25 protein-coding genes, 1 tRNA gene and 3 pseudogenes are annotated in these 23,826 nt (G+C 67.6%); 15 read left to right on the plus strand and 14 right to left on the minus strand.

What is annotated here, in order from left to right; all coding sequences use genetic code 11:
* Positions 1-82: 82 nt before the first annotated feature.
* Entirely contained in the window at positions 83-1,153 is a 1,071-nt protein-coding gene (locus AC1RRV_RS08290) for a methyl-accepting chemotaxis protein (protein ID WP_492859121.1), read from the plus strand.
* A gap of 90 nt (positions 1,154-1,243) precedes the next feature.
* Here AC1RRV_RS08290 and AC1RRV_RS08295 read toward each other — a convergent pair.
* The 3 genes from AC1RRV_RS08295 to AC1RRV_RS08305 all read right to left on the minus strand — a co-directional run bounded on the left by AC1RRV_RS08295 (position 1,244) and on the right by AC1RRV_RS08305 (position 3,749).
* Positions 1,244-1,320 (minus strand) — tRNA-Arg (locus AC1RRV_RS08295).
* Positions 1,321-1,384: 64 nt separating this feature from the next.
* Complete coding sequence (locus tag AC1RRV_RS08300) at positions 1,385-2,707, minus strand: NCS2 family permease (protein WP_492859122.1); 1,323 nt, start codon at positions 2,705-2,707, stop codon at positions 1,385-1,387.
* A 79-nt stretch (positions 2,708-2,786) separates the two neighbouring features.
* The gene (locus AC1RRV_RS08305) at positions 2,787-3,749 is read right to left on the minus strand and encodes an ABC transporter ATP-binding protein (protein ID WP_492859123.1); all 963 of its coding nucleotides are present in this window, start codon (positions 3,747-3,749) and stop codon (positions 2,787-2,789) included.
* 224 nt (positions 3,750-3,973) lie between these two features.
* Between AC1RRV_RS08305 and AC1RRV_RS08310 the strand changes: the two genes are divergently transcribed.
* From AC1RRV_RS08310 to AC1RRV_RS08325, 4 genes and pseudogenes are all read left to right on the plus strand, one after another.
* Positions 3,974-4,210: a zinc-finger domain-containing protein gene (locus AC1RRV_RS08310; RefSeq protein ID WP_492859242.1), complete on the plus strand. Its 237-nt coding sequence runs from the start codon at positions 3,974-3,976 to the stop codon at positions 4,208-4,210.
* Positions 4,211-4,642: an acyl-CoA thioesterase gene (locus tag AC1RRV_RS08315; protein ID WP_492859125.1), complete on the plus strand. Its 432-nt coding sequence runs from the start codon at positions 4,211-4,213 to the stop codon at positions 4,640-4,642. It abuts the gene before it with no gap.
* A 23-nt stretch (positions 4,643-4,665) separates the two neighbouring features.
* Positions 4,666-4,759 (plus strand): annotated as a pseudogene (locus AC1RRV_RS08320) (hypothetical protein); the annotation flags it as partial.
* An 85-nt stretch (positions 4,760-4,844) separates the two neighbouring features.
* Positions 4,845-5,402, plus strand: a complete 558-nt coding sequence (locus AC1RRV_RS08325; protein WP_492859126.1) for a hypothetical protein — start codon at positions 4,845-4,847, stop codon at positions 5,400-5,402.
* Here the strand turns inward: AC1RRV_RS08325 and AC1RRV_RS08330 are convergent.
* The gene (locus AC1RRV_RS08330; protein WP_492859127.1) at positions 5,399-6,295 is read right to left on the minus strand and encodes a LysR family transcriptional regulator; all 897 of its coding nucleotides are present in this window, start codon (positions 6,293-6,295) and stop codon (positions 5,399-5,401) included. The genes AC1RRV_RS08325 and AC1RRV_RS08330 overlap by 4 nt on opposite strands.
* A gap of 94 nt (positions 6,296-6,389) precedes the next feature.
* On the opposite strand from AC1RRV_RS08330, the gene AC1RRV_RS08335 reads away from it, so the two are divergent.
* From AC1RRV_RS08335 to AC1RRV_RS08360, 6 genes and pseudogenes are all read left to right on the plus strand, one after another.
* A complete protein-coding gene (locus tag AC1RRV_RS08335) occupies positions 6,390-7,385 on the plus strand; it encodes an aldo/keto reductase (RefSeq protein WP_492859128.1) in 996 nt (331 codons plus the stop codon).
* Between the two features lie 41 nt (positions 7,386-7,426).
* On the plus strand, positions 7,427-7,822 hold the full coding sequence (locus tag AC1RRV_RS08340) for a PaaI family thioesterase (protein WP_492859129.1): 396 nt from the start codon (positions 7,427-7,429) through the stop codon (positions 7,820-7,822).
* Between the two features lie 5 nt (positions 7,823-7,827).
* Complete coding sequence (locus AC1RRV_RS08345; RefSeq protein ID WP_492859130.1) at positions 7,828-8,223, plus strand: SRPBCC family protein; 396 nt, start codon at positions 7,828-7,830, stop codon at positions 8,221-8,223.
* Complete coding sequence (locus AC1RRV_RS08350) at positions 8,220-8,696, plus strand: GNAT family N-acetyltransferase (protein ID WP_492859131.1); 477 nt, start codon at positions 8,220-8,222, stop codon at positions 8,694-8,696. Before AC1RRV_RS08345 ends, AC1RRV_RS08350 begins: the two co-directional genes overlap by 4 nt.
* A 79-nt stretch (positions 8,697-8,775) precedes the next feature.
* A complete protein-coding gene (locus AC1RRV_RS08355; protein ID WP_492859133.1) occupies positions 8,776-10,875 on the plus strand; it encodes a catalase in 2,100 nt (699 codons plus the stop codon).
* Positions 10,876-10,899: 24 nt separating this feature from the next.
* Positions 10,900-10,981, plus strand: a pseudogene (locus AC1RRV_RS08360) (hypothetical protein); the annotation flags it as partial.
* A gap of 53 nt (positions 10,982-11,034) precedes the next feature.
* On the opposite strand, the gene AC1RRV_RS08365 reads toward AC1RRV_RS08360, so the two are convergent.
* The 7 genes and pseudogenes from AC1RRV_RS08365 to AC1RRV_RS08395 form a co-directional block, all read right to left on the minus strand.
* Entirely contained in the window at positions 11,035-12,657 is a 1,623-nt protein-coding gene (locus AC1RRV_RS08365) for a long-chain fatty acid--CoA ligase (RefSeq protein ID WP_492859134.1), read from the minus strand.
* Between the two features lie 65 nt (positions 12,658-12,722).
* Positions 12,723-13,775, minus strand: a complete 1,053-nt coding sequence (gene leuB, locus AC1RRV_RS08370) for a 3-isopropylmalate dehydrogenase (RefSeq protein WP_492859135.1) — start codon at positions 13,773-13,775, stop codon at positions 12,723-12,725.
* A 26-nt stretch (positions 13,776-13,801) separates the two neighbouring features.
* A complete protein-coding gene (locus AC1RRV_RS08375; RefSeq protein WP_492859136.1) occupies positions 13,802-14,104 on the minus strand; it encodes a putative quinol monooxygenase in 303 nt (100 codons plus the stop codon).
* A pseudogene (locus AC1RRV_RS08380) lies at positions 14,101-14,231 on the minus strand (hypothetical protein); the annotation flags it as partial. The pseudogene AC1RRV_RS08380 and the gene AC1RRV_RS08375, both read right to left, overlap by 4 nt.
* Before the next feature lie 11 nt (positions 14,232-14,242).
* Entirely contained in the window at positions 14,243-14,851 is a 609-nt protein-coding gene (leuD, locus tag AC1RRV_RS08385) for a 3-isopropylmalate dehydratase small subunit (protein ID WP_492859137.1), read from the minus strand.
* Positions 14,851-16,287: a 3-isopropylmalate dehydratase large subunit gene (leuC, locus tag AC1RRV_RS08390; protein WP_492859138.1), complete on the minus strand. Its 1,437-nt coding sequence runs from the start codon at positions 16,285-16,287 to the stop codon at positions 14,851-14,853. The genes leuD and leuC overlap by 1 nt, the downstream gene beginning before the upstream one ends.
* A 300-nt stretch (positions 16,288-16,587) precedes the next feature.
* Positions 16,588-17,556, minus strand: a complete 969-nt coding sequence (locus tag AC1RRV_RS08395) for a LysR substrate-binding domain-containing protein (protein ID WP_492859139.1) — start codon at positions 17,554-17,556, stop codon at positions 16,588-16,590.
* 93 nt (positions 17,557-17,649) lie between these two features.
* Here AC1RRV_RS08395 and AC1RRV_RS08400 point away from each other — a divergent pair, with 93 nt between their 5' ends.
* Entirely contained in the window at positions 17,650-17,781 is a 132-nt protein-coding gene (locus AC1RRV_RS08400; protein ID WP_492859140.1) for a hypothetical protein, read from the plus strand.
* Positions 17,782-17,867: 86 nt separating this feature from the next.
* Here AC1RRV_RS08400 and rplS read toward each other — a convergent pair whose 3' ends face one another.
* Both rplS and trmD read right to left on the minus strand, forming a co-directional pair.
* Positions 17,868-18,263: a 50S ribosomal protein L19 gene (gene rplS, locus AC1RRV_RS08405; RefSeq protein ID WP_492859141.1), complete on the minus strand. Its 396-nt coding sequence runs from the start codon at positions 18,261-18,263 to the stop codon at positions 17,868-17,870.
* Positions 18,264-18,266: 3 nt separating this feature from the next.
* Complete coding sequence (trmD, locus tag AC1RRV_RS08410; protein ID WP_492859142.1) at positions 18,267-19,004, minus strand: tRNA (guanosine(37)-N1)-methyltransferase TrmD; 738 nt, start codon at positions 19,002-19,004, stop codon at positions 18,267-18,269.
* A 150-nt stretch (positions 19,005-19,154) separates the two neighbouring features.
* Here trmD and AC1RRV_RS08415 point away from each other — a divergent pair, with 150 nt between their 5' ends.
* Positions 19,155-20,762 carry a TadE/TadG family type IV pilus assembly protein gene (locus AC1RRV_RS08415; protein WP_492859143.1) on the plus strand — a complete coding sequence of 536 codons (1,608 nt, stop codon included), beginning with the start codon at positions 19,155-19,157 and terminating at the stop codon, positions 20,760-20,762.
* Positions 20,763-20,838: 76 nt separating this feature from the next.
* On the opposite strand, the gene AC1RRV_RS08420 is transcribed toward AC1RRV_RS08415, so the two are convergent.
* Positions 20,839-21,774: an isopenicillin N synthase family dioxygenase gene (locus AC1RRV_RS08420; RefSeq protein ID WP_492859144.1), complete on the minus strand. Its 936-nt coding sequence runs from the start codon at positions 21,772-21,774 to the stop codon at positions 20,839-20,841.
* A 163-nt stretch (positions 21,775-21,937) separates the two neighbouring features.
* Between AC1RRV_RS08420 and AC1RRV_RS08425 the strand changes: the two genes are divergently transcribed.
* A complete protein-coding gene (locus AC1RRV_RS08425) occupies positions 21,938-22,606 on the plus strand; it encodes a YiaD family glycine zipper/OmpA-like lipoprotein (RefSeq protein WP_492859145.1) in 669 nt (222 codons plus the stop codon).
* A gap of 106 nt (positions 22,607-22,712) precedes the next feature.
* Complete coding sequence (gene cerH / locus AC1RRV_RS08430) at positions 22,713-23,771, plus strand: ceramide hydroxylase CerH (RefSeq protein ID WP_492859146.1); 1,059 nt, start codon at positions 22,713-22,715, stop codon at positions 23,769-23,771.
* Positions 23,772-23,826: the final 55 nt, after the last annotated feature.

The following is a 23,826-nucleotide window of genomic DNA, read 5'->3' on the forward strand; positions in this document are numbered from 1 at the left end:
TCGTCGCGTCGGCATGACGAGGGCGTCATCTTGCGTGGACTGAGTCGATTCGCTCGAAAGTTTGCGTGGGGGCGCTTGTTCGATGGACCATGACGCAAGTCTTCGCCCGGAACGGATCCTTGACCTGTCGGAGCGGCTGTCCAGCGTCGCCGGGGCCAAGATCGGCGAGATCGCGCGCGTCAACCGCGCCGCCAAGATGCTGTCGATCAACGCCCTGATCGTCGCCGCCCGCGCCGGCGAGGCCGGCCGTGGCTTCGCCATCGTCGCCGAGGAGTTCAAGAAGATCTCCACCGAGATCGACGCCGTGGCCGCCGCCCTCGACAGCCAGGTGCGCGCCGACCTCGACGAACTCTCGGCCATCGGCGGGGCGATCCTGGGCCACATGCGCGGCCAGCGCCTGGCGGACCTGGCCCTGAACGCCATCGAGATCGTCGACCGCAACCTCTATGAGCGCACCTGCGATGTGCGCTGGTGGGCGACCGACTCGGCGGTCGTCGCCTGCCTGGCCGAAGGCGACGACAAGGCCGTCCGCCGCTACGCCAGCGAACGCCTGGGCGTGATCCTCGACGCCTACACCGTTTATCTCGACCTCTGGATCTGCGACGCCAACGGGCGCGTGGTCGCCAACGGCCGGCCCGGCCGCTATCCCAGCGTGGTCGGCCGCTCGGTGGCCGACTCCCGTTGGTTCCAGGAAGGCCTGGGCACCGCCAGCGGTGACGACTTCGTGGCCTGCGACATCGAGCGCTCCCACGCCCTGGGCGACGCGCCGGTCGCCACCTATGCCACCGCCATCCGCGCCGGCGGCCAGGCCAAGGGCCAGGCCCTGGGCGTGCTGGGCGTGCATTTCGACTGGCGCCCCCAGGCCCAGGCCGTGGTCGATGGCGTGCGCCTGACCTCCGAGGAGCGCGAGCGTTCGCGGGTCATGCTGCTGGACCAGCGGGGCCGCGTCCTGGCCTCGTCCGACAACCAGGGCGTCCTGACCGAGACCTTTCCGCTGGACACCTCCGGCGGCCCGATGGGCAGCTATGCCGAGGGCGACATCACGGTCGGCTACGCCCTGACCCCTGGCTACGAGACCTATCGGGGTCTGGGCTGGTACGGCTGCCTGGTGCAACGGCGCGAGGTCGAGGCCAAGGCCGTGGCGGCGGCCTAGAGGCGACCGTCCGGCCCGAAACGAAAGAGGCCCGACGGAGCGATCCGCCGGGCCTTCTTCGTCTTCAGAGCGGACTTTCAGGAAGTCCGCTGGCGCACCCGACACGATTCGAACGTGTGACCTTTGCCTTCGGAGGGCAACGCTCTATCCAGCTGAGCTACGGGTGCATGCCTGCCCTAGTGGGGGCGGGAAGCGGGTCTTAGCCGAAAGGCGGCTTTCGCGCAAACCCGTTCACGCCGCTCCCATGTAGATGAAACGCGCCACGAACAGGGCGGCCAGGACGAACAGCAGCCAGTCGCTCGGCTTGGCCTGTCCGCGCACCAGTTTCAGGCCCGCATAGGCGGTGATGCCGAAGGCCAGGCCGTTGGCGATCGAGAAGGTCAGGGGGATGGCGATGACCGTCAGGAAGGCCGGGATGGCCACGCCGGGGTCGTCCCAGTCGATGTCGGCCAGGGCGCCGACCATCAGCGAGCCGACGATGATCAGGGCCGGAGCGGTGGCGGCGGCCGGGATGGCCTGGACCAAGGGCGCGAAGAACAGGGTCAGCAGGAACAGCACGCCGACCACCACGGCGGTCAGGCCGGTGCGGCCGCCGGCGGCGACGCCCGCGGCGCTCTCGATATAGCTGACCACGGTCGAGGTGCCGGCCAGGGAGCCGCCGATGGTGGCGATCGAGTCGGCGGTCAGGATACGGTTCAGGCGCGGGATCGTGCCGTCGGGCTGGACCAGGCCGGCCTTCTTGGTCACCGCGACCAGAGTGCCGACATTGTCGAACAGGTCGACGAACAGGAAGACGAAGATCACCTCCGCCAGCGCCATGCCCATCCCGCCGTTCAGATGCAGGGCGGCCGGGATGTCCAGCTTGAAGGCGGTGGCGGTGAGGGCGGCCAGGCCGTAGTCGCCGGGGGCGATCTTGGCCAGGCCCAGCGCCCAGCCGGCGACGGCGGCGACCAGTATGCCGATCAGGATCGCGCCCTTCACCCGCCAGACCATCAGCCCGCCCATGACCAGCAGGCCCAGAAGCGCCAGGATCGCCGTCGGCTTGGTGAGGTCTCCCAGCGCCACCGTGGTCGCCGGATTGGCGACGATGATGCCGGCCTCCTTCAGGCCGATGAAGGCGATGAACAGGCCGATGCCCGCCGCGATGGCCGAGAATAGCGGGCGCGGAATGGCCCCGACGATCAGCTGGCGGATGCCGGCCACGGTCAGCACCAGGAAGGCCACGCCGGACAGGAAGACGCAGCCGAGGGCGGTCTCCCACGGCAGGCCCATGCCCTTGACGACGGTGAAGGTGAAATAGGCGTTCAGGCCCATGCCGGGGGCCAGGGCGATCGGGTAGTTGGCGATCAGCCCCATCAGTATGCTGCCCAGGCCCGCCGCCAGGCAGGTGGCGGCCGCGACGGCGGCGATCGGCATGCCGGCCTGGCCCAGGATCGCCGGATTGACGATCACGATATAGGCCATGGTCAGGAAGGTGGTGAAGCCGGCCAGCACCTCGGTGCGCAGGCTCGTACCCTGGGCCCGCAGCCCGAACTGACGCTCAAGGAAACTCATCGCACGCCCCCAACCCCGCTCCGAAGCGGGAGTGTTGGCGGCGAGCCCCCCGGAAGGCAAGCGCCTAGAGCGGTTCGCGTCAGTCCTTGGTCGGATCGGCGGCGTTCGGGTCGCCGTAGGTCAGGGCCAGGAAGACGTCCTCGAGATCTGGGTCCTCGGTGGCGATGTCCTTGATGTGCATGCCGCTGGCCCGCACCGCCGCCAGCACCTGCTCGACGCTGGATTGGCCGGTGCGATAGCTGACCTGGAAGGCGCCGTTCGCCCGCAGTTTGGTGTCGAAGCCGGTCAAGGCCGGGGCGGTGGTCACCGGCTCCTCGGGCGTCACCACCACGTTGCGGCTGTCCATCCGGCGCAGCAGGGTCGAGGTGGGTTCGCAGGCGACGACCTCGCCGCGATTGACGATGGCGATCTCGTCGCACAGCTCCTGGGCCTCTTCCAGGTAGTGGGTGGTCAGCACGATGGTGACGCCCAGCTGGTTCAGGCCCGTCACGTATTGCCAGAGCTGGCGGCGCAGCTCGACGTCGACCCCGGCGGTCGGCTCGTCGAGGATCAGCACCGGCGGCTGATGGACCATGGCCTTGGCCACCATCAGGCGGCGCTTCATGCCGCCCGACAGCTGGCGGACATAGGCGTTGGCCTTGTCGCCCAGACCCAGGGCGTTGAGCAGCTCGTCGGTACGGCGCTCGTTCTTGGGCACGCCGTAGAAGCCGGCCTGGACCTCCAGCGACTCGCGCGGGGTGAAGAAGACGTCGGCGGCCAGTTCCTGAGGCACGACGCCGATCGCGGCGCGGGCGTCGCGCGGCCGCTGGTCGATGTCGCGGCCCCAGATCTTCACGGTGCCGGAGCTCTTCCGCACCAGGCCGGCGAGGATGTTGATGAAGGTCGACTTGCCCGCGCCGTTGGGGCCCAGCAGGCCGAAGATCGAGCCGCGCGGGATCTTCAGGTCGATGCCGTTCAGGGCCCGCTTTTCCGGCGAGGTCTTGGTGCCGGCATAGGTCTTGTAGAGGCCTTCGGCTTCGATGGCGTAGGCGGGCAGGTCCATGGAACGTCCAGATCGGGTATCGGCGTGGCCGGGAAGCGCCAAACGAGGCGCGCGTCGATTGACGGCGCCTTCCGGCGTCGCATAGGTATGCCTCGTTCGCGGCCACGCCAAGGCCACGTCTGATTTCGAAGGTTCCGCCCATGGCGCGCAAGGCCAAGTCCACCTCCGCTCTCGACGCCCTGCCCGGATCGGCGACCGCCGAGCCCGCGACGGTTCCGACCGCCATGGATACCCTGGCCCAGGCCGGGCCCGCGCCGGAGACCATCATGGTCCGTTCGCACCGCATCGCCTGCGACGGCGTCGGTGGAGCCCTGGGCCATCCGCGCGTCTGGCTGGAGATGGGCGCGGCCGGTTTCGTCGACTGCTCCTATTGCGACCGCCGCTTCGTGGCGATCACGGCCGAGGGCGACGAGAGCGAATTGCTCGCTCCGGGCGTCTATGAAGGCGCCGGCGGCCACTAGGTGTCCGACGTACCGCAGAGCCAGCGCGCCGAGACCCTCGCCAAGGCCTGGGAAAAGGCCGAGTGGCCGCACGAGGCGCCGGTGCTGCGCGCCATCGCCATGCCCTCCGACACCAATCCCGAAGGCGACATCTTCGGCGGCTGGCTGCTGTCGCAGATGGACCTGGCGGCGGCGTCGATCGCCTTCCACCGCGCGGCCGGGCGCTGCGCCACCATCGCCATCGACGGCATGACCTTCATCAGCCCGGTATTCGTCGGCGACGAGGTCAGCCTGTTCGCCAAGGTCGTCCACACTGGCCGCACCTCGCTGAAGGTCGCCGTCGAGGCCTGGCGCCGCCGTCGCGACGGCGAGCAGGCCCACAAGGTCACCGAAGGCGTCTTCACCTTCGTGGCCATCGGCGAGGATCGGAAGCCCAGGCCGCTGCCGGTTTAGGCCGTGCGTCCTTCGAGGCTCGCCTGCGGCTCACACCTCAGGATGAGGTATTCCGTGCAATGAGGCCCTCATCCTGAGGTGCGTGCTCCTGAGCGCGCCTCGAAGGACGCACGGCGCTTTTCAGCAAGACCTCACAATTCGCTCATGCCGCTCAGGCAGCGCCAAAGCCATGGATGAGCCTCGTTCAACACGGGGCCACGCCATGACCGACCACATCACCACCACCGCCGCCAAGCCGCGACACAGAAACCTCAGCCTGCTGGTCTGGAGCGGCGCGGCCCTCATGCTGGCCACGCCGCTGGTGGCCATGCGGTTCACCAAGGAGGTCACCTGGACCGCCTTCGACTTCGCCGTGTTCGGCGCGATGCTGGCCATCGCCTGCGGCACGTTCGAGCTGGCCCTGCGCGCGTCCGGCAACCTCGCCTTCCGCGCCGCCGTCGGGGTGGCCGTGGCGACGGGCTTCTTCATTGTTTGGGCCTGTGGGGCGGTCGGGATCATCGGCGATGAGGGCAACCTCGCCAACCTGATGTTCGGCTGCGTGCTGCTGGTCGCCGTGGCCGGCGGCTTCGTCGCCAAGTTCCGAGGCGGGAGTATGGCCCGGGCCCTGGTCGCCACCGCCTTCGTGCAGGCCGTGGTCGGGATCATCGCCCAGATGATGGGCTCCGCGGAAGGCTTCATCGCCAGCGGCGTCTTCACCGGCGCCTGGCTGCTGTCGGCCTGGTTGTTCGCCAAGGCCGCGCGGGACGAGGCGGCCGCCTAAGGCCGTCGCTCGGCCTTCACGAAGTCGACGAAGGCCCGCAGCGGGGCGGGCATGTGGCGGCGGCTGGGGTAGTACAGGTACGGCCCGCTGAACGGCGGCAGCCAGTCCTGCAGCACCGCCTCCAGCCGCCCGGCCGCGATCGCCTCGGCCACGAAGTCCTCGAAGGTGGCCAGCAGGCCCACCCCCGCCTCGCAGGCGGCCAGTTCCAGGTCGAGACTGGTGCTGGTCAGCCGGGCGGGCGGGTTGAGGCGTATGACCTCGCCGTCCTTCTCGAACTCCCAGGAATAGGTCGCGCCGCTGGGAAAGCGATGGCGGATGCTGGCATGGTCCAGCACGTCGCGCGGATGGGCGGGACGGCCGTGGGCGGCGAAATAGGCCGGCGAGCCGACCAGCATGAACCGCTGCGGCCCAGACAGGGGCACGGCGATCATGTCCTTCTCCAACCGCTCGTCGTAGCGCACGCCGGCGTCGAAGCCGGCGGCCAGCACGTCGATGAAACTGTCCTCTGCGATGATCTCGACGGCGATGCCGGGGTTCTGGGCCAGAAACTTCGGGATCAGCCGCGGGAACACGACCTTGGCTGCCACCAGGGGCACGTTCAGGCGCAGGGTGCCGGTCGGGCTGTCGCGGAAGGCGGTGACCTCGTCCAAGGCCAGGGCGACGTCGGCCAGGGCCGGAGACAGGCGCTCCAGGAGTTTCTGTCCGGCCTCGGTCGGCGTGACGCTGCGAGTGGTGCGGTTCAACAGGCGCACGCCCAGCCGCGTCTCCAGCCGCCGCACCGCCTCGCTCAGCGACGAGGCCGAGACGCCGCGCAGCGCCGCCGCCGCGCGAAAGCCGCGGGCCCGCGCCACGGCGGTGAAGGCGTCGAGATCGGCGAAGTCAGCCTGCTGCATTGTGCGAAATTCAGAACGACCCGTGCGAACTTGATTGGATTATCGCACGAAGTGATCGAGCGCATAAGCTCTCCCACACCAAGGAGAGACCACCATGCAGACCCGCCAACTCGGCAAAGCCGGCCCCGTCGTTTCCGCCTTCGGCCTCGGCTGCATGGGCATGTCGGACATGTACGGCCCGTCCGACCGGGCCGAGAGCCTGGCCACCTTCGACGCCGCCGTGGAAGCCGGGATCACCCTGATCGACACCGGCGACTTCTACGGCATGGGCCACAATGAGATGCTGATCGGCGAGGCGCTGAAGAGCCACAAGCGCGACAAGCTGGTACTCAGCGTCAAGACCGGCGCCCTACGCGATCCGAACGGGGCCTTCCTGGGCTTCGACGGCCGCCCGGCCGCCATCAAGAACTTCCTGGCCTATAGCCTCAAGCGCCTGGGCGTCGACCATATCGACATCTACCGCCCCTCGCGCCTGGATCCGACCGTGCCGATCGAGGAGACCATCGGGGCGATCGCCGACATGGTCCAGGCCGGCTGGGTCCGTCACATCGGCCTGTCGGAAGTGGGGTCGGAGACCATCCGCCGCGCCGCCAAGGTCGCGCCGATCGTCGACCTGCAGATCGAATACTCGCTGATCTCGCGCGGCGTGGAGAAGGACATCCTGCCGACCCTGCGCGAACTGGGCATCGGCATGACGGCCTATGGCGTGCTGTCGCGCGGCTTGATCAGCGGCCACTGGAGCAAGGACAGCGGCAAGGTGGGACGCGATTTCCGCAGCTTCAGCCCGCGCTTCGTCGGCGACAATCTCGACGCCAACCTGGCGCTGGTCGAGGCCCTGCGCGGCGTCGCCGAAGCCAAGGGCGTGACCACGGCCCAGGCCGCCATCGCCTGGGTCGCCTCGCGGGGCGGCGACATCGTGCCGCTGGTCGGCGCCCGTCGCCGGGGCCGCTTGGCCGAGGCGCTAGGCGCGCTGGACGTCGAGCTGACCGCCGACGATCTGGCTGCCATCGAGGCCGCCGTGCCAACCGACGCCGTGGCGGGCACGCGCTACGCCGAGGCGATGATGGCGCACCTCGACAGCGAACGCTGACCCTCTTGCATGAGGTCACGGGACGGGCGTGAAATGCGCGCATGACCACGCCCGCCTTCGACCTCGACCTGCTGCCTTTCGCCACCCTGATGGGGGTGTCCGTGACCCATGCCGCCCCCGACCGCGTCGAGGGGCGGCTCGTCGTTCGGCCCGATCTCTGCACCGCCGGCTCCATCCTGCACGGCGGCGCGGTCATGGCCCTGGCCGACACCCTGGGCGCCATCGGCGCCTTCCTGTCGACGCCGGAGGGCAAGCGCACCACGACGCTGGAGAGCAAGACCAACTTCATCAGCTCGGCCAAGGTGGGAAGCACGGTCGTGGCGACCGCGACCCCGCTTCACGTCGGCAAACGTTCCAGCGTCTGGACCACGCGGATCGAGACGGATGAGGGCAAGCTCGTGGCGGTGGTCACCCAGACCCAGATGACAGTGGAGTAGCACCCATGTTCGAGTCCCGGCACATCAGCATCCGGATCCACAGGTCCGCGAGCGAGGTCTATGCCTTCACCCGCGAGCCCGAGAGCTTCACCAAGTGGGCGGCGGGCCTGGCCTCTGGCCTGACGCGCGATGGTGATCAGTGGATCGCCCACGGCCCCGACGGCGATGTGAAGGTGCGGTTCTCGCCGGAAAACGCCTATGGCGTCCTCGACCATTGGGTGACCCTGCCGGACGGGACCGAGCTCTACATGCCGCTGCGGGTGGTGGCCAATGGCGAAGGCGCCGAGGTGGGGCTGACGCTCTATAGGCCGCCGACCATGTACGACGACGCGGCCTTCGCCCGCGACGCGGCGGCCGTGGGGCGCGACCTCGCCAAGCTGAAGGCGCTGCTGGAAGCATGATCACCCTGCGTCCCACGCGGCCGGGCGATCTCGGCTGGATCATCCAGCGTCACGGCGAGCTCTATGCCGCCGAAGAGGGCTGGGACCACCGGTTCGAGGGCGTGGTGGCCGGGGTGGTATCCGACTACGTCAAGACCTACGACGCCGCGCGCGAGGCTTGCTGGATCGCCGAGCACGAGGGGCGGCCGGTCGGTTCGATCATGCTTGCCCGCGAAACCGACACGGTCGGCCGCCTGCGCCTGCTGCTGGTTGAGCCCACGGCGAGAGGCCTGGGCGTCGGCGACACCTTGATCCGGACGTGCCTGAACTTCGCGCGGGACGCCGGCTATGCCGAGGTGATCCTCTGGACCCAGGCCAACCTGCTGCCCGCCCGCCGGCTCTATGATCGCGCCGGCTTCGTGCTGGAGGAAAGCTGGCCCTATGACGGCTTCGGCGAGGGCCTGGTCTCGGAGAGTTGGCGCCTGAGGTTCTGACCGGAGCTTGGCTGGAGGAACCGCCACGGAGGCGGCGGGTTTGGCCCTCGACCTATTCAGGCGGGACGAGGGAAAGATCATGGCAGACGGCTTCACGACCGAGCGCGGCAACGGCGACGAGACCCATCAACGCGTTCCGGAAAAGGGGCCACACACCGCCGAGGCGCACCTGACCACCAATCAGGGCATCCGGGTCTCCGACAACCAGAACCAGCTGAAGTCGGGCGAGCGCGGCCCGGTGCTGCTGGAAGACTTCGTCCTCCGCGAGAAGATCTTCCACTTTGACCACGAACGGATCCCCGAGCGGATCGTCCACGCCCGCGGCTCGGCGGCCCACGGCTTCTTCGAGGTCTATGAGAGCCTGGCCGACATCACCAAGGCCGACCTGTTCCAGCGGCCCGGCGAGAAGACCCCGGTCTTCACCCGCTTCTCTACCGTGGCCGGCGGCGCGGGCAGCGTCGACACGCCCCGCGACGTGCGCGGCTTCGCGGTGAAGTTCTATACCCAGGAAGGCAATTGGGACCTCGTGGGCAACAACATCCCGGTGTTCTTCATCCAGGACGCCATGAAGTTTCCGGACCTGGTCCACTCGGTGAAGATGGAGGCCGATCGCGGCTATCCGCAGGCCGCCAGCGCCCACGACACCTTCTGGGACTTTATCAGCCTGATGCCCGAGAGCACCCACATGATCATGTGGGCGATGAGCGATCGGACCATCCCGCGCTCCCTGCGTACGATGGAGGGCTTCGGCGTCCATACGTTCCGCCTGGTCAACGCGGCCGGCAAATCGACCTTCGTCAAGTTCCACTGGAAGCCCAAGCAAGGTGTGGCGTCGACGATCTGGGACGAGGCGGTGAAGATCGCCGGGGCTGATCCGGACTTCCAGCGTCGCGACCTGTTCGAGGCCATCCAGCGCGGCGACTTCCCCGAATGGGAGCTGGGCATCCAGGCCTTCGACCAGGCCTTCGCCGACAGCCTGCCGTTCGACGTGCTTGACCCGACCAAGATCATTCCGGAAGAGGTGCTGCCGGTGCGCATCGTTGGTCGGATGGTGCTGGACCGCTGGCCGGACAACTTCTTCGCCGAGACCGAGCAGGTCGCCTACTGCCCCGGCAACATCGTCCCCGGTGTGGACTTCACCAACGACCCGCTGCTGCAAGGTCGCCTGTTCTCGTATCTCGACACCCAGAAGAGTCGGCTGGGGACGAGCAACTTCCACCAGATCCCCATCAACGCACCCAAGTGCCCGGTGATGAACTTTCAGCGCGACGGCATGATGCAGATGCTGCAGCCCAAGGGCCGCGCCAATTACGAGCCCAATAGCCTGGCCGAGACGGCGGGCGAGGAGGGCGGGCCACGCGAATGTCCAGTGACCGGCTTCAAGACCTTCCCGACGGCGGATGGCGAAAGCGAGCAGGGCGACAAGCTCCGCATCCGGCCCGAGAGCTTCGCCGACCACTACAGCCAGGCGCGACTGTTCTTCCGCTCGCTGGATCCCGCCGAGCAGGCTCACCTGGCCTCGGCCCTGGTGTTCGAGCTGTCCAAGGTCGGGATCGAGGCGGTGCGGACGCGGATGATGTCGAACCTGGTCAATGTCGACCCGGACCTCGCCAAGCGGGTCGGCGCCGGCCTCAACATGGCCGTGCCCAAAGCTTCCAAGGCAGCGGTCTCGGTACAGGATCTCGAACCCTCGCCGGCCCTGCGGATCGTCAACGGACCGCGCGCGCCTCAGGACATCAAGGGCCATGTGATCGGTGTGCTGGTCGCCGACGGTTCGGACGCCAAGGCGGTCGACAAGCTGAAAGCCGCGATCAAGAAGGCCGGGGCGGTGGCCAAGGTCATCGCGCCGAAGATCGGCGGGGCCAAGGGCGCGGACGGAACTCTGATCCCGGCCGACGGCCAGCTCGCCGGGACGCCGTCGGTGACGGTCGACGCCATCGCGGTGGTCCTGTCCGAAGACGGCTGCGCGGCCCTGCTGAAGGAAGCGGCGGCCGTCCAGTTCGTCATGGACGCCTTCGGCCACCTCAAGGCCATCGGCGCCACGGATGCAGCCAAGCCGCTGCTAGACAAGGCGGGTGTCGAGCCGGACGAGGGTGTGACGGGCCTGGGCGACGATTTCATCGCGGCGGCCGCCAAGCGGTTCTGGGATCGTGAGCCGAAGGTGCGGATGCTGGCTTAGGGCGGTCTAGGTTCACACGACACTTCAAAGTGTCATCCCGGCCGTAGCGAAAGCGAAGAGCCGGGACCCAGGGGCAACCGCACCGCGCCGGCCCCTGGGTCCCGGATAGCCTCTGCGAGGCTTCCGGGATGACACGGATTTTTAGTGCGGGAACCTTGTCTAGTCGCTTCCCAAGTGTCCCTTCCACGCCTCGCGCAGCACCTTCTTGTCGATCTTCCCCGTCGCCGTCAGCGGCACGGGGGCGAAGACTACGTCGTCGGGCGTCCACCATTTGACGATCCTCGGCGCCAGGTAGTCGAGCACCGCCGCCTTGGTCACGTCCGAGCCCTCGTGGGCCTCGACGACTAGCAGGGGCCGCTCCTCCCACTTGGGATGCGGCACGCCGATCACGGCGGCGATCTTCACGCCCGGACAGCCGACGGCGACGTTCTCCAGGTCGATGGAGCTGATCCATTCGCCGCCCGACTTGATGACGTCCTTCTGACGGTCGGTGATGCGCATGAAGCCGTTGGCGTCGAGGGTGGCGATGTCGCCGGTGTCGAACCAGCCATCCTCGCGCGCCGCGTCCTCATCCTTGCGGAAATAGCGCCGCACCACCCAGGGGCCGCGCACCAGCAAGGCCCCGGAGGTCTCGCCGTCCCAGGGGGCGTCGGCGCCATCCTCGGTCTCGACCTTCAGCTCGATGCCGAACTGCAGCCGGCCCTGGCGGGTCCAGATCGCCTCGTCCATGGCCTCTTCGCCGAGCGCGGCCAGGGCGGGGGTCGGGGTGGCGACGACGCCGATCGGGCAGGTCTCGGTCATGCCCCAGATCTGCAGGGTCTGGACGCCATAGAGCCGCTTGAACGCCTCGGCCATGGCGCGCGGCACGGCGCTGCCGCCGATCACCACCCGCTTCAGCTTGGTGGGGCTTTCGCCGTTCTGTTCCAGCCAGGCCAGGTACATGGTCCAGATGGTCGGCACGCCGCCGGTGAAGGTGACGCCCTCGCCCTCGATGAGCTGGTGCAGGCTGGCGCCGTCCATCTTGTCGGCGGGCAACACCAGCTTGGCCCCGCAGATGGGCGCGCTGAACGGCAGGCCCCAGGCGGTGGCGTGGTAGAGGCTGGAGCAGGGCATGACGACGTCGAAGGCGGTGAAGCCGAACGCGCTGTTCAGCCCGCCGGCCATGGCGTGCAGCACCACGGCGCGGTGCGAATAGAGCACGCCCTTGGGATCGCCCGTCGTGCCCGAGGTGTAGCAGAGGAAGGCGCCGGCGTTCTCGTCGAAGCGAGGCCAGTCGATCGCTTCCGCCTCGCCGGCGATCAGGGTCTCGTAGCTTGTCGCGCCGACAGATCCGGGGACCGTCCGCTCGGCGTCCGACAGCATGACGAAGGTCCGTACCGTGGTCAGCCGCGGGGCGATGCGCTCGACCAGGGCGGCGAAACTTCGATCAAACAAGAGCACCGAGCTTTCAGCGTGATTGATCGTGTAGACGATCTGCTCGTCGAACAGTCGTGGGTTGGCCGTGTGCAGCACCGCGCCGATGCCGGGGACGGCGTAAAATAGCTCCAGGTGCCGATGGGTGTTCCAGGCCAGGGAGGTGACCCGGTCGCCGGCTTTCACGCCGAGGCGCGTGAGGGCGTTGGCCGCCTGGGCGGCGCGGCGGGCCAGGCCCGAGTAGTCATAGCGCCAGAGGGGCTCGTCGATCAGGCGAGAGATGATCTCGCGCGCGCCATGGGCCTGGGCGGCATAGGTCAGGATGCCGCTGATCATCAGCGGCGTCGTCTGCATCAAGCCCGGGGTCATAAGCGCCTCCCAACCTTTTATCGTTGGGAGGAGCCTAGGACCTGTAACGGTTCTTCGGGAAGGGGCTAGAGCGCCGCCAGCACCGCGTCGCCCATCTGGGTGGTGGTCAGCGACCCGCCGAGGTCCTTGGTGCGAGCCCCGGTGTCGAGCGCCTTCTTGACCGCCGCCAGCAGAGCGTCGGCGGCCTCGGTCTGGCCCAGCGACCAACGCAGGGCCATTTCGAACGACAGGATGGCGGCCAGCGGATTGGCCAGGCCCTTGCCGGCGATGTCGGGGGCCGAGCCATGGATCGGCTCGTACAGGCCCGGCTTGCCCGGCGCGCCCAGGGCGGCCGAGGGCAGCATGCCCAGCGAGCCCGTCAGCATGGCCGCGGCGTCCGACAGGATGTCGCCGAACAGGTTGTCGGTGACGATGACGTCGAACTGCTTGGGCGCGCGAACCAGCTGCATGGCGCAGTTATCGGCCAGAATGTGCTCCAGCTGGACGTCCGGATATTCACGAGCGTGCAGGTCGGTGATCACCTGCTTCCACAGCAGGCCCGACTCCATGACGTTCGACTTCTCGGCCGAGTGGACCTTGTTGGTGCGGCCGCGGGCCAGTTCGAAGGCCACGCGCCCGGCGCGCTCGATCTCGCTGGTCGTATAGACCTGAGTGTCGAAGCCGCGCTTCTGGCCGTCGGGCAGATCCTCGATGCCGCGCGGCTGGCCGAAATAGACGCCGCCGACCAGCTCACGCACGAACATGATGTCCAGGCCCGAGACCAGCTCCCGCTTCAGGCTGGAGGCGTCGGCCAGGGCTTCGAAGCAGTAGGCGGGACGCAGGTTGGCGAACACGTCCATGGCCTTGCGCAGGTTCAGCAGGCCCGCTTCCGGACGCAGGTGGCGCGGGGCGTTGGCCCACTGCGGCCCGCCGACGGCGCCCATCAGCACCGCGTCGCTGGCGATGGCCTGGTTGCGGACCTCGTCCAGCAGCGGCGTGCCGTGGGCGTCGTAGCTGGAACCGCCGTAGGGGGCTTCCGACACCTGGAGGTCCGGAGTGAGGGCGGCCGCGACGCGGCGCACCTGCGCGCAGACTTCCGGACCGATGCCGTCGCCGGGCAGGAGCAGGAGGGTGGACATGAAAGGCTCTCTCTAGATCTTGCGGCTTAGATTTTGCGGTAGTCGGAAACGTCGAAGGACGACAGGTCGCGGCTATGGACGCCCAGTTCGGCGCAGGCGGCGCGCCAGGCCGCCATGTGCGGGGTGTTGCGGTGGAACTCCAGCGCCGCCTCGCTCTCGAAGTGCTCGTAGACCCGGATCAGGCCGGGATCCAGCGTGTCCTCGGTCAGGGCGTAGTCCAGGCAGCCCGGCTCGGCGCGGGTGTTCTCGACCTGGGCGCGCAGATGCGGGCGCAGGTCCGCCAGGCGTTCGGGCGCGATGCGGATCGTGCCGGCGAGGATCAGGGTCATGCTGGCTCAACGCCCCAAAAATCCGTGTCATCCCGGACGCGCTTGCGCGATCCGGGACCCAGGGCGACCGCAGTGCATTGGCCCCTGGGTCCCGGCTCTCCGCTACGCTGCGGCCGGGATGACACGCCTATTGCTGTTTTACGCCTCCAGCCAGGGCTGGCTGATCGCGCGCTTGCTCTCGTAGACGTCGATGTCGCCGCCGTGCATCAGGGTCTCGCCGATGGCGTCGAGGCCCTTGAGCATCTTCTCCTTGCGGACCGGGTCGATGTCGAAGCGGATGACCTTGCCCGACGGCGAGACCACGGACTGGGTCTCGAGATCGACGCTGACCATGTGGTTGCCGCCCTTGGCCTCGTCCATCAGGAGCGAGAGGTCCTCGGCGCTGACCACCACCGGCAGCAGGCCGTTGTTGAAGCAGTTGTTGTTGAAGATGTCGGCGAAGCTGGTCGAGATCACGCACATGATCCCGAAGTCCATCAGGGCCCACGGGGCGTGCTCGCGCGAGCTGCCGCAGCCGAAATTGTCGCCGGCGATCAGCACGCTGGCGTTCTTGAACTCCGGCCGATTGAGCACGAAGTCCTTGATCTCGTTCCCGTCGCCGTCGAAGCGGAAATCGTAGAACAGGCCCTTGGCCAGGCCCTCGCGCTCCACGGTCTTGAGGAACTGCTTGGGGATGATTTGGTCGGTGTCGATATTGGCCAGCTCCAGCGGAGCCGCGCGGCCGTCGAGGCGGGTGAAGGCGCGCATCAGGCGGTCTCCTCCAGGAAGGTGCGGACGTCCACGAGGTGACCCGCGATCGCCGCCGCCGCCGCCATGGCGGGGGAGACGAGGTGGGTGCGGCCGGCGCGGCCCTGGCGGCCTTCGAAGTTACGGTTGCTGGTCGAGGCGCAGCGCTCCTGCGGGGCCAGCTTGTCGGGGTTCATGGCCAGGCACATCGAGCAGCCGGGCTCGCGCCAGTCGAAGCCGGCGGCCTTGAAGATGGCGTCCAGGCCCTCTTCCTCGGCCTGTTCCTTCACTAGCCCCGAGCCGGGGACGACCATGGCCTTGACGTGCGAGGCCACCAAGCGGCCGTGCAAGAAGGCTTCCTGCACCACGGCGGCGGCGGCGCGCATGTCCTCGATGCGGCTGTTGGTGCACGAGCCGATGAAGACGCGATCGATGCGGGCTTCCGAGATCGGCTGGCCGGCGGTCAGGCCCATGTAGTCAAGAGCGCGATGAGCAGCAGCGCGCTTGTCGGGCGTGGCGAAGCTTTCCGGATCGGGGACGTTGCCGGTGACCGGGATGACGTCCTCGGGCGAGGTGCCCCAGGTGACCATGGGGACCAGGGCGGAGCCGTCGATGACCACCGTGCGGTCGAAGACGGCGTCCTCGTCGGTGAAGAAGGTCTTCCAGTGCGAGGCGGCCATGTCCCAGGCCGCCCCCTTGGGGGCCGCGGGCTTGCCCTGGATATAGGCGAAGGTCTTGTCGTCCGGCGCGATCAGGCCGGCCTTGGCGCCGCCCTCGATGGTCAGGTTGCAGAGGGTCATGCGGCCCTCCATCGACAGGGCGCGAACGGCCTCGCCGGCGAACTCGATGACATAGCCGGTGCCGCCGGCGGTGCCGATCTCGCCGATCACGGCGAGCGCTATGTCCTTGCCGGTGACGCCGGGGCCCAGCTGGCCGTCGACGCGGACCAGCATGTTCTTGGCCTTCTTCTGGCGCAGGGTCTGGGTGGCGAGGACATGCTCGACCTCGGACGTGCCGATGCCGTGGGCCAGGGCCCCGAAGGCGCCATGGGTCGAGGTGTGGCTGTCGCCGCAGACGATGGTCATGCCCGGCTGGGTGCGGCCCTGCTCGGGACCGACCACATGGACGATGCCGTTGCGGATGTCGCCCATCGGGAAGAACTCGATGCCGTTGTCGGCCACATTGCGAGCCAAGGTCTTCAGCTGAAGTCTGGCTTCTTCGTCCGCCACGGCGTCGACGCCGAGCGCCTGGCCCTCGGTCGGGATGTTGTGGTCGGCCACGGCGAGGGTGCGATCGGGCCGGCGCACCTTGCGGCCGGCCGCGCGAAGGCCCGCGAAGGCCTGCGGCGTGGTCACCTCGTGGATGAGGTGCAGGTCGATATAGAGGATGGCCTCGCCGTCGGCTTCGCTGACGACGTGGGCGTCCCAGATCTTGTCGTAAAGGGTTTTACCGGACATGGCGGGGATATAGGGCGGATCGTGCGTCGAAATCCAGTGGGGGCCCGCTCCCGCGACAATTTCTTGCGCCCTGTGGCCGGTCGGCCCACCGGGAAGGCAGGCCTTGAAACGACATAGGGCGCGCCTGTGTTTCGGCGCGCCCTAGCATCATTTTCAGCCTTCGAGGGCCGATGGCTCCGCTCGAAGAGGGCCGTCCACTAGAAAGGAGACGGTCTGGAAGCCCGGCTATCGCCGGGGGTGAAGGGATCATGTCACGGAACGAAGGTTTGTCAATCTAGGTGCGTTCGCACCTAAGCTTGACTATGGAAGGGCTGGTCGTGACAGGGGAGAGGCGCCCGGCGTTTCCAACGGCGCGACCGCGGCGTAGCGGGCGATCAGTGGATCGGCGGCGGCCTGGGCCAGCACCCAGTCGCGGAAGGCGGCGATCTTGCGCACCCGCGCCCGCTCACTGGGGTAGGCCAGCCAATAGCCGCCGGTGTAGCGGGCCACGACGTCGAACGGCATGACCAGGCGGCCCTCGGCCAGCTCGCGCGCGAAGAAGATCGGCGAGCCCAGGGCCGCGCCATGGCTGGCCAAGGCGCTGGCCACCTCCAGCGCCTGGGCGTCGGAGGCCAGGCGCGGCTCCAGGCGCTCGGTCCCGACCGCCACGCCGGCGGCCTGGAACCATTCCTCCCACTCGCGAGCGATGCCGATGCGCGGGATGTTCAGCAAGTCCTCGGGCCTGGAAAGGCCGCCCACCCGCGCCAGGAATTCGGGCGAGCAAAGCGGCGTCTGCACGGCCGGGATCAAGAAGTGGGCGGTCATGCCGGGCCAGCGGCCCTGGCCCCCGCGCATGGCCATGTCGACGCCCTCGCGTCCCAGGTCGATCACCCGGCTGGACGCCTCCAGGCGCACGGCGATGCGGGGATGGGCGAACTGGAAGCCGCCCAGGCGCGGGGCCAGCCACTGGCCGCCCAGGCTCTGGACCGTGGTGATCGACAGCACGCCGTCCTCGGTCTCGACCAGGTCCGAGACCGCCGCGCGCAGCAGGGACATCGCCTCCGTGGCCGCCCGCGACAGGCGCTCGCCCGCGGGGGTCAAGGTCACCTCGCGGGGCAGGCGATTGAACAGCGGCTGGTCCAGGCGCTGCTCCAGCGCCTTCACCTGCCAGCTGACGGCGGCCTGGCTCACGCCCAACGCGTCCGCCGCGCGGGTGAAGCTCTTCAGGCGAGCGGCCGCCTCGAAGACGCGGATGGCGCTGAGCGGCAGGCGGGCGAGGATGTCGGTCATAAGCAGTGCTTATGGATAGCCAAGGAGGCCGCGTTTGTCACCCGGTCGTCGAACGGCGATTTTCCTCATCACGGTAAGCCAAGGAAGGCGACGATGATGGATCAAGCGCTCAAGACCCATAAGGAAACCACGTTCGGATGGACGCTGGCCCTGCAGCAGCTGTGGGCCGTCCTGCGGGCGCCGTCGCCGCCTCGCAAGTATCCGCGCCTCATCGCGCCGCGATAAGGTCGAACACCGCTTCCCGAACGGACAAAGAAAAAGGCCCCGGCGTTTCCGCCGGGGCCTCGTTCATTTTCGAAGGCTGAAGAGCCTTAGGCTTCCGACGAGGTCGAAGCCTTCGGGCTGCCCGCGCGCTCGGCGATACGGGCCGACTTACCGCGACGGTCGCGCAGGTAGTACAGCTTGGCGCGACGGACGACGCCGCGACGCTTGACTTCGATGCTTTCGATGCTCGGCGAGAGCAGCGGGAACAGACGTTCCACGCCTTCGCCGAACGAGATCTTGCGGACCGTGAAGCTTTCGTGGATGCCGGCGCCGGCGCGGGCGATGCAGACGCCTTCGTAGGCCTGAACGCGCTCGCGCTCGCCTTCCTTGATCTTCACGTTGACGCGCAGGGTGTCACCGGGACGGAATTCCGGGATCGCGCGGACGGCCAGCAGACGCGAGGATTCTTCCTGCTCAAGCTGCTTGATGATGTTGATAGCCATGTCTCAGTCTCCTTTGGGCTTACCCGTTTTCGGGCCGCCTTTTGCCTGTTGATTGGCGAGATGCGCATCCCAGAGATCGGGCCGCCGCTCGCGGGTCGTTTCTTCACGCATACGCTTGCGCCATTGGTCGATCCGCTTGTGATCGCCCGATAGCAGCACCTCGGGGATGTCGAGCCCTTCGAACGTCCGCGGTCGCGTGTACTGCGGATGCTCGAGGAGTCCGTCCTCGAAGCTTTCTTCCAGCGTGCTCTCGATATTCCCCAGAACACCCGGGGCAAGTCGAACGCACGCCTCGATCACGACCATCGCCGCCGCCTCGCCACCGGCGAGAACCGCGTCTCCGACCGAGACCTCCTCGAACCCACGGGCGTCGAGCACCCGCTGATCCACCCCCTCGAAGCGGCCGCACAACACCACGATACCGGGCGCCTTGGACCACTCTCTTACGCGCGCCTGGGTCAGGGGCCTGCCCCGGGCGCTCATGTACAAAATCGGCCGACCATCAAGGTCCACGCTATCGAGCGCAGAGGCGATGACGTCCGCTTTGAGCACGGCTCCCGCGCCGCCACCCGCAGGGGTGTCGTCGAGGAAGCCGCGCTTATCCTTGGAAAAGGCCCGAATGTCTAGTGTTTCCAAACGCCACAGGTCTTGTTCCTTCCAGGCGGTCCCGATCATCGAGACACCGAGGGGGCCTGGGAAGGCTTCGGGGAACATGGTCAGGACGGTGGCGGTGAACGGCATCCGGGCTCTTTAGCGTCAGGCGAGGCCGGAGTCGAAGGCGGTGTTAGAGGACAAGCGCGCGGCGTTCACCAATGGCGTTTTCGGCTTGTTCACCCTCGTGCGCGAAGGTCATGCCGAAGAACCGTGTTCGAAATGCCCCGGAAAACGCCGATGTCGACCCAAAGCCGCATGTTCCGACGCCTGAGGGAAGGCGTCGCCGTCTTCGCCGGTCGTCTGCGGCGCGACGAGGGCGGAGCTATCGCCGTGCAGTTCGCCCTGCTGGCCATCCCGCTGTCTATCCTGGTCTTCGCCCTGGTCGACGTGGGCCGGATCAGCCTGCAGCGCCGGCAGATGCAGGACGCGCTGGACGCGGCCACCCTGATGGCGGCGCGCTCGACCGCGACGACGGACGCCGAACTGGAAGCGATCGGCGATCCGGCCTTCGTGGCCGAGATCACCGGTCTGAACCTCGGCCTCTCGGCCACCAACGCCACATTCAAGAACGCGACCGACAACCACATCATCGGCACCGCGACGGCGACCCTGAAGCCGATCATCGCCAATCTGTGGAAGAGCGGCGACTTCACCGTGGTCGCCACGTCCGACGTGGTGCGCTCGTCCAAGAACCTGGAAGTGGCGGTCGTGCTCGACATCACCGGCTCGATGTCCGGCTCGCGCATCACCGACCTGAAGACCGGCGCCTCGGACCTGGTCGACATCATCGTCAAGGATACCCAGACGCCGTTCTATTCGAAGGTGGCGCTCGTTCCCTATTCGGTCGGCGTCAATGTCGGCTCCTATGCGGACGACATCCGTGGCCCGGTAATTTCGCGCACCATCACGGGGATCACCAAGGCCAGCTCGGCCGTCGTGACCTCGAACGGCCACGGCTACATCGTCGGCGACAAGGTGGCGATCAGCGGCGTCAGCGGCATGACCACGCTGAACGGCCACACCTATACGATCAGCGCGGTGACCACGAACAAGTTCACGATCAACGCCGATACGTCGAGCGCCTCGTCCTACAGCTCGGGCGGGATCGCCACCTGCGACACCAGCACCAATGCCGGCTGCTCGAACTTCACCTTCACCAGCGCCGGCAACACCACCGAGACCCGTCCGATCAGCACCTGCGTGAGCGAGCGGGTGGGCACCGACGCCTATACCGACACCGCGCCCAGCACCTCGCCGGTCGGCCGCAACTACACGACCCAGAGCTCCAACCCGTGCCCGACGGCCGAGATCGTGCCGCTGTCCAGCGACAAGGCCGCCCTGAAGGCCAAGATCACCGGGCTGAGCATCGGCGGCTCGACCGCCGGCCAGATCGGGTTCGGCTGGGGCTGGTACATGGTCTCGCCGAACTTCGGCTATCTATGGCCCAACGCCTCGCAGCGCCCGGCCGCCTACAAGACCAAAGACTTGATGAAGGTCGTGGTGCTGATGACCGACGGCGCCTTCAACACCCCTTACTGCAAGGGCGTGATCGCCAAGGACGCCTCCTCGGGCAGCGGCAGCGGCGATGATCACATCAACTGCAACGCCACCAACGGCGACCCCTTCGAGCAGACCAAGAAGCTCTGCGACGAAATGAAGAAGTCCGCCTACGACATGACCCTCTACACGGTCGGCTTCGACGTGGACGACGACGACGCCCAGGACATGCTGACCTACTGCGCGACCGACTCGACCAAGGCCTTCTTCCCGTCCACGGGTTCGGAATTGAAGACAGCCTTCAAGGCGATCGCTCAGGAGATCTCGTCGCTGCGGATCGCCAAGTAGGTCATCGACCTGAGGCCAAACAAAAAAGCCCCGTCGAGCGATCGACGGGGCTTTGCTTTGTCGGCGATCGCGGGCCCTAGGCCAGTTTGATCTCGCGCAGGCGCTGCTGGAGGAACTCGTCGGCCGTGATCGACTCCGGATAGCGGTCGGGGTTCTCGGGCGTGACGCAGTTGGGCAGGGTCTTGATCTCGTAGTCCGACGCGAAGTGCAGGAAGAACGGCGTCGAGTAGCGCGGGATGTGGCGACGCTCGGGCGGCGGGTTCTGCACGCGGTGGATGGTCGAGGGCAGGACGTGGTTGGTCAGGCGCTCCAGCATGTCGCCGATATTGATGACGATGCAGCCCGGCGGCGGATTGATCGGCAGCCAGTCGCCGTTGCGGTCCAGCAGCTCCAGTCCGCCTTCCTCGGCGCCCATCAGCAGGGTGATGGTGTTGATGTCGCCGTGGGCGCCGGCGCGCACGCCCGTCGCGTCGGCCGGGATCGGCGGATAGTGCAGCAGGCGCAGCACGCTGTTGCCATTCTCGACAGTCGGCTTGAAGAAGTCGCGGTCCAGCTTCAGGTAGGTGGCGATCGCCTCCAGGACCTTGCCGCCCATGTTGTCCAGGGCGCCGTAGAACCAGCTGACATCGTGCTTGAAGGCCGGGATCTCGGCTGGCCAGACGTTGTCGGCCATGGTGGCGCGGAAGCGGTGGCCGGGCGGCAGGTCGCGGCCCATGTGCCAGAATTCCTTCAGGTCATGGTGCGTGGCGCCCTTGGCCGTCTCGACCCCGAACGGGATGTAGCCGCGCGCGCCGCCCTTGACCCCGGCATATTGCTTCTTGGTCTCGGTCGGCAGGGCGAAGAACGCCTTGGTGTCGGCGATGGCCGCGTCGATGCGGTCCTGGGGAATGTCGTACTCCGACAACACGGCGAAGCCGTAGCGCTCGAACGACGCGCCCAGCTCCTGGGCGAAGCGCGGAAAGTCCTTGCTGTAGAGGGAGAACGAAATCGGTTCGATGGCGGACGTGGACACTGCTCAGAGCCTTGGAATGAGTAAGTTCCTTATTACTACACCGGACTCTGGCGGAAACGAAGGCCGTTCAGCTTGGTGTCAGGCGCGTTGTTGGAACTTGACCATAAGACGGGCGTTAGCCCCGTTGACGTTGATCTACAACAAACACACGAGGGTTGCGAGAATGCGCAAGTTAGCTTTGGTCGCCGTGATGATGGGGGCCGGCGCCCTGGTCGCCTGCAGCACTACCGATCCCTATACCGGCATGCCGGTGCGCAACAACACCGGCACGGGCGCCCTCGCCGGCGCCGGGGCGGGCGCGCTGCTCGGCTACCTGACCAACACCAACAAGGGCGAACAGGGCCGCAAGAACGCCCTGATCGGCGCCGGCATCGGCGCGTTGGCCGGCGGCGCCGTCGGCAACTATATGGACCGTCAGCAGGCCGACTTCCGCCGCAGCCTGGAGGGCTCGGGCGTCATGATCCGCCGCAACGGCGACCAGATCGTCCTGGTCATGCCCAGCGACGTGACCTTCGCCGTCGACAAGTCGGACGTGCAGCCGCAGTTCACCAAGGTGCTGGACGATGTGGCCCGCACCCTGAACGCCTATCCGCAGACCACGATCGACGTGGTCGGCCACGCCGACAGCAGTGGCCCCGACGACTACAACCAGACGCTTTCCGAGCGCCGGGCTAGCGCCGTGGCCGGCTATCTGAACAATCCGGGTCGGGTTCTGCAGGATCGCCTCTTCGTCGCCGGCATGGGCGAGCGTCAGCCAGTCGCCGACAATACGACCCCGGCCGGCCGGGCTCAGAACCGTCGTGTCGAGATCATCCTGCGGCCGCTGACCTAGGCGACCCGTAAGGGCGCGCAATCGTCGCGTCCGTGATGCAAACAGTTGCTTTTCCCTCGCGCCGTCGCCAATTCGTCATCCTCAAGTGGCGCGGCGTGAGGACGAAGTGGCGAAGACGGCGAGCGAAATCAGTCTGACGCGGCAGGCCCAGGCCCTGGCCGAAGACCTGATGACGCCCAACGCGGCCATCTACTGGATCGATCTGGTGATTTCGGCCGCCCTGATGTGGGCCGGTTTCTTCGTCGCCGCGACGACCGCGAACCTCGCCGTGGGCTTGGTCGCCGGCTTGGTCAGCGTGCTGGCCCTCTATCGCGGCCTGAGCTTCATCCATGAACTGACCCATCTGCGGGCCGACGAGACGCCGGGCTTTCGCTTGGGCTGGAACGCGCTGATCGGCGTGCCGCTGATGACCCCGTCGCTGATGTACGAGGGCGTCCACAACATCCATCACATCAAGGATCGCTTCGGCACCGCCCTGGATCCGGAATATCTGCCGCTGTCGCGCTTCACGCCGTTGAAGCTGGCGGCATTCCTGTTCATCGCCCTGCTGGCGCCGTTGGGCGTGATCCTGCGCTCGGCGATTCTGATCCCGCTGTCGTTCGTGGTTCCGCCGCTGGGCCGTCACATGAAGGCCCGGCTATCGGCCCTGATGATCAATCCCGACTTCGTGCGCGACGACCTGAACCGCTGGCGGCCCGAATGGGTGGCCCAGGACGTGGCCTGCTGGCTGTGGTCGTGGGCGGTGATCGCGACGATGGCCCTTGGCTGGCTGCCGGTGCGCTACGTGCTGACCGGGCTGGCGATCTTCTCGGTCGCGACCTTCGTCAATCAGGCCCGCACCCTGGTGGCCCACCACTGGGACAACGATGGCGACAAGATGACTCTCGAGGAGCAGTTCCTCGACTCCGTCAACGTGCCGCCGCCGAACCTGGCGTCGGAGCTGTGGGCCCCCGTCGGCCTGCGCTATCACGCTCTGCACCACCTGCTGCCGCGCCTGCCGTACCACAACCTAGGCAAGGCTCACGCGCGCTTGGCCCAGGCCCTGGGCGCGGATTCGGTCTATCATCGCGCCTCGGAGAAGGGCCTGTTCGAGGCCCTAGCAGACCTCTTCCGTCGCGTGGGCCGGAAGAACCAGGCCGCCGCCGAGAAGCAGCCCGCCCATTAAGCGGCGGTTGAGGCGTTTTCGCTAAGAAGGTCTTCTGTTTCACGGGGACCTCGCG

The organism is Caulobacter sp. GW821-FHT11E10 (genome assembly GCF_058808375.1).

What these genes read in the sequence shown, in the direction of transcription:
- AC1RRV_RS08290 (WP_492859121.1), top strand. Translation starts at nt 83, where the DNA reads ATGGACCATGACGCAAGTCTTCGCCCGGAACGGATCCTTGACCTGTCG.
- AC1RRV_RS08305 (WP_492859123.1), bottom strand. Translation starts at nt 3,749, where the DNA reads ATGGACCTGCCCGCCTACGCCATCGAAGCCGAAGGCCTCTACAAGACC.
- AC1RRV_RS08350 (WP_492859131.1), top strand. Translation starts at nt 8,220, where the DNA reads ATGATCACCCTGCGTCCCACGCGGCCGGGCGATCTCGGCTGGATCATC.
- AC1RRV_RS08300 (WP_492859122.1), bottom strand. Translation starts at nt 2,707, where the DNA reads ATGAGTTTCCTTGAGCGTCAGTTCGGGCTGCGGGCCCAGGGTACGAGC.
- AC1RRV_RS08375 (WP_492859136.1), bottom strand. Translation starts at nt 14,104, where the DNA reads ATGACCCTGATCCTCGCCGGCACGATCCGCATCGCGCCCGAACGCCTG.
- leuC (WP_492859138.1), bottom strand. Translation starts at nt 16,287, where the DNA reads ATGTCCGGTAAAACCCTTTACGACAAGATCTGGGACGCCCACGTCGTC.
- AC1RRV_RS08345 (WP_492859130.1), top strand. Translation starts at nt 7,828, where the DNA reads ATGTTCGAGTCCCGGCACATCAGCATCCGGATCCACAGGTCCGCGAGC.
- AC1RRV_RS08355 (WP_492859133.1), top strand. Translation starts at nt 8,776, where the DNA reads ATGGCAGACGGCTTCACGACCGAGCGCGGCAACGGCGACGAGACCCAT.
- AC1RRV_RS08395 (WP_492859139.1), bottom strand. Translation starts at nt 17,556, where the DNA reads ATGACCGACATCCTCGCCCGCCTGCCGCTCAGCGCCATCCGCGTCTTC.
- AC1RRV_RS08415 (WP_492859143.1), top strand. Translation starts at nt 19,155, where the DNA reads ATGTCGACCCAAAGCCGCATGTTCCGACGCCTGAGGGAAGGCGTCGCC.
- AC1RRV_RS08330 (WP_492859127.1), bottom strand. Translation starts at nt 6,295, where the DNA reads ATGCAGCAGGCTGACTTCGCCGATCTCGACGCCTTCACCGCCGTGGCG.
- AC1RRV_RS08400 (WP_492859140.1), top strand. Translation starts at nt 17,650, where the DNA reads ATGATGGATCAAGCGCTCAAGACCCATAAGGAAACCACGTTCGGATGG.
- AC1RRV_RS08340 (WP_492859129.1), top strand. Translation starts at nt 7,427, where the DNA reads ATGACCACGCCCGCCTTCGACCTCGACCTGCTGCCTTTCGCCACCCTG.
- AC1RRV_RS08325 (WP_492859126.1), top strand. Translation starts at nt 4,845, where the DNA reads ATGACCGACCACATCACCACCACCGCCGCCAAGCCGCGACACAGAAAC.
- leuB (WP_492859135.1), bottom strand. Translation starts at nt 13,775, where the DNA reads ATGTCCACCCTCCTGCTCCTGCCCGGCGACGGCATCGGTCCGGAAGTC.
- AC1RRV_RS08365 (WP_492859134.1), bottom strand. Translation starts at nt 12,657, where the DNA reads ATGACCCCGGGCTTGATGCAGACGACGCCGCTGATGATCAGCGGCATC.
- rplS (WP_492859141.1), bottom strand. Translation starts at nt 18,263, where the DNA reads ATGGCTATCAACATCATCAAGCAGCTTGAGCAGGAAGAATCCTCGCGT.
- AC1RRV_RS08425 (WP_492859145.1), top strand. Translation starts at nt 21,938, where the DNA reads ATGCGCAAGTTAGCTTTGGTCGCCGTGATGATGGGGGCCGGCGCCCTG.
- leuD (WP_492859137.1), bottom strand. Translation starts at nt 14,851, where the DNA reads ATGCGCGCCTTCACCCGCCTCGACGGCCGCGCGGCTCCGCTGGAGCTG.
- trmD (WP_492859142.1), bottom strand. Translation starts at nt 19,004, where the DNA reads ATGCCGTTCACCGCCACCGTCCTGACCATGTTCCCCGAAGCCTTCCCA.
- AC1RRV_RS08310 (WP_492859242.1), top strand. Translation starts at nt 3,974, where the DNA reads ATGGATACCCTGGCCCAGGCCGGGCCCGCGCCGGAGACCATCATGGTC.
- AC1RRV_RS08335 (WP_492859128.1), top strand. Translation starts at nt 6,390, where the DNA reads ATGCAGACCCGCCAACTCGGCAAAGCCGGCCCCGTCGTTTCCGCCTTC.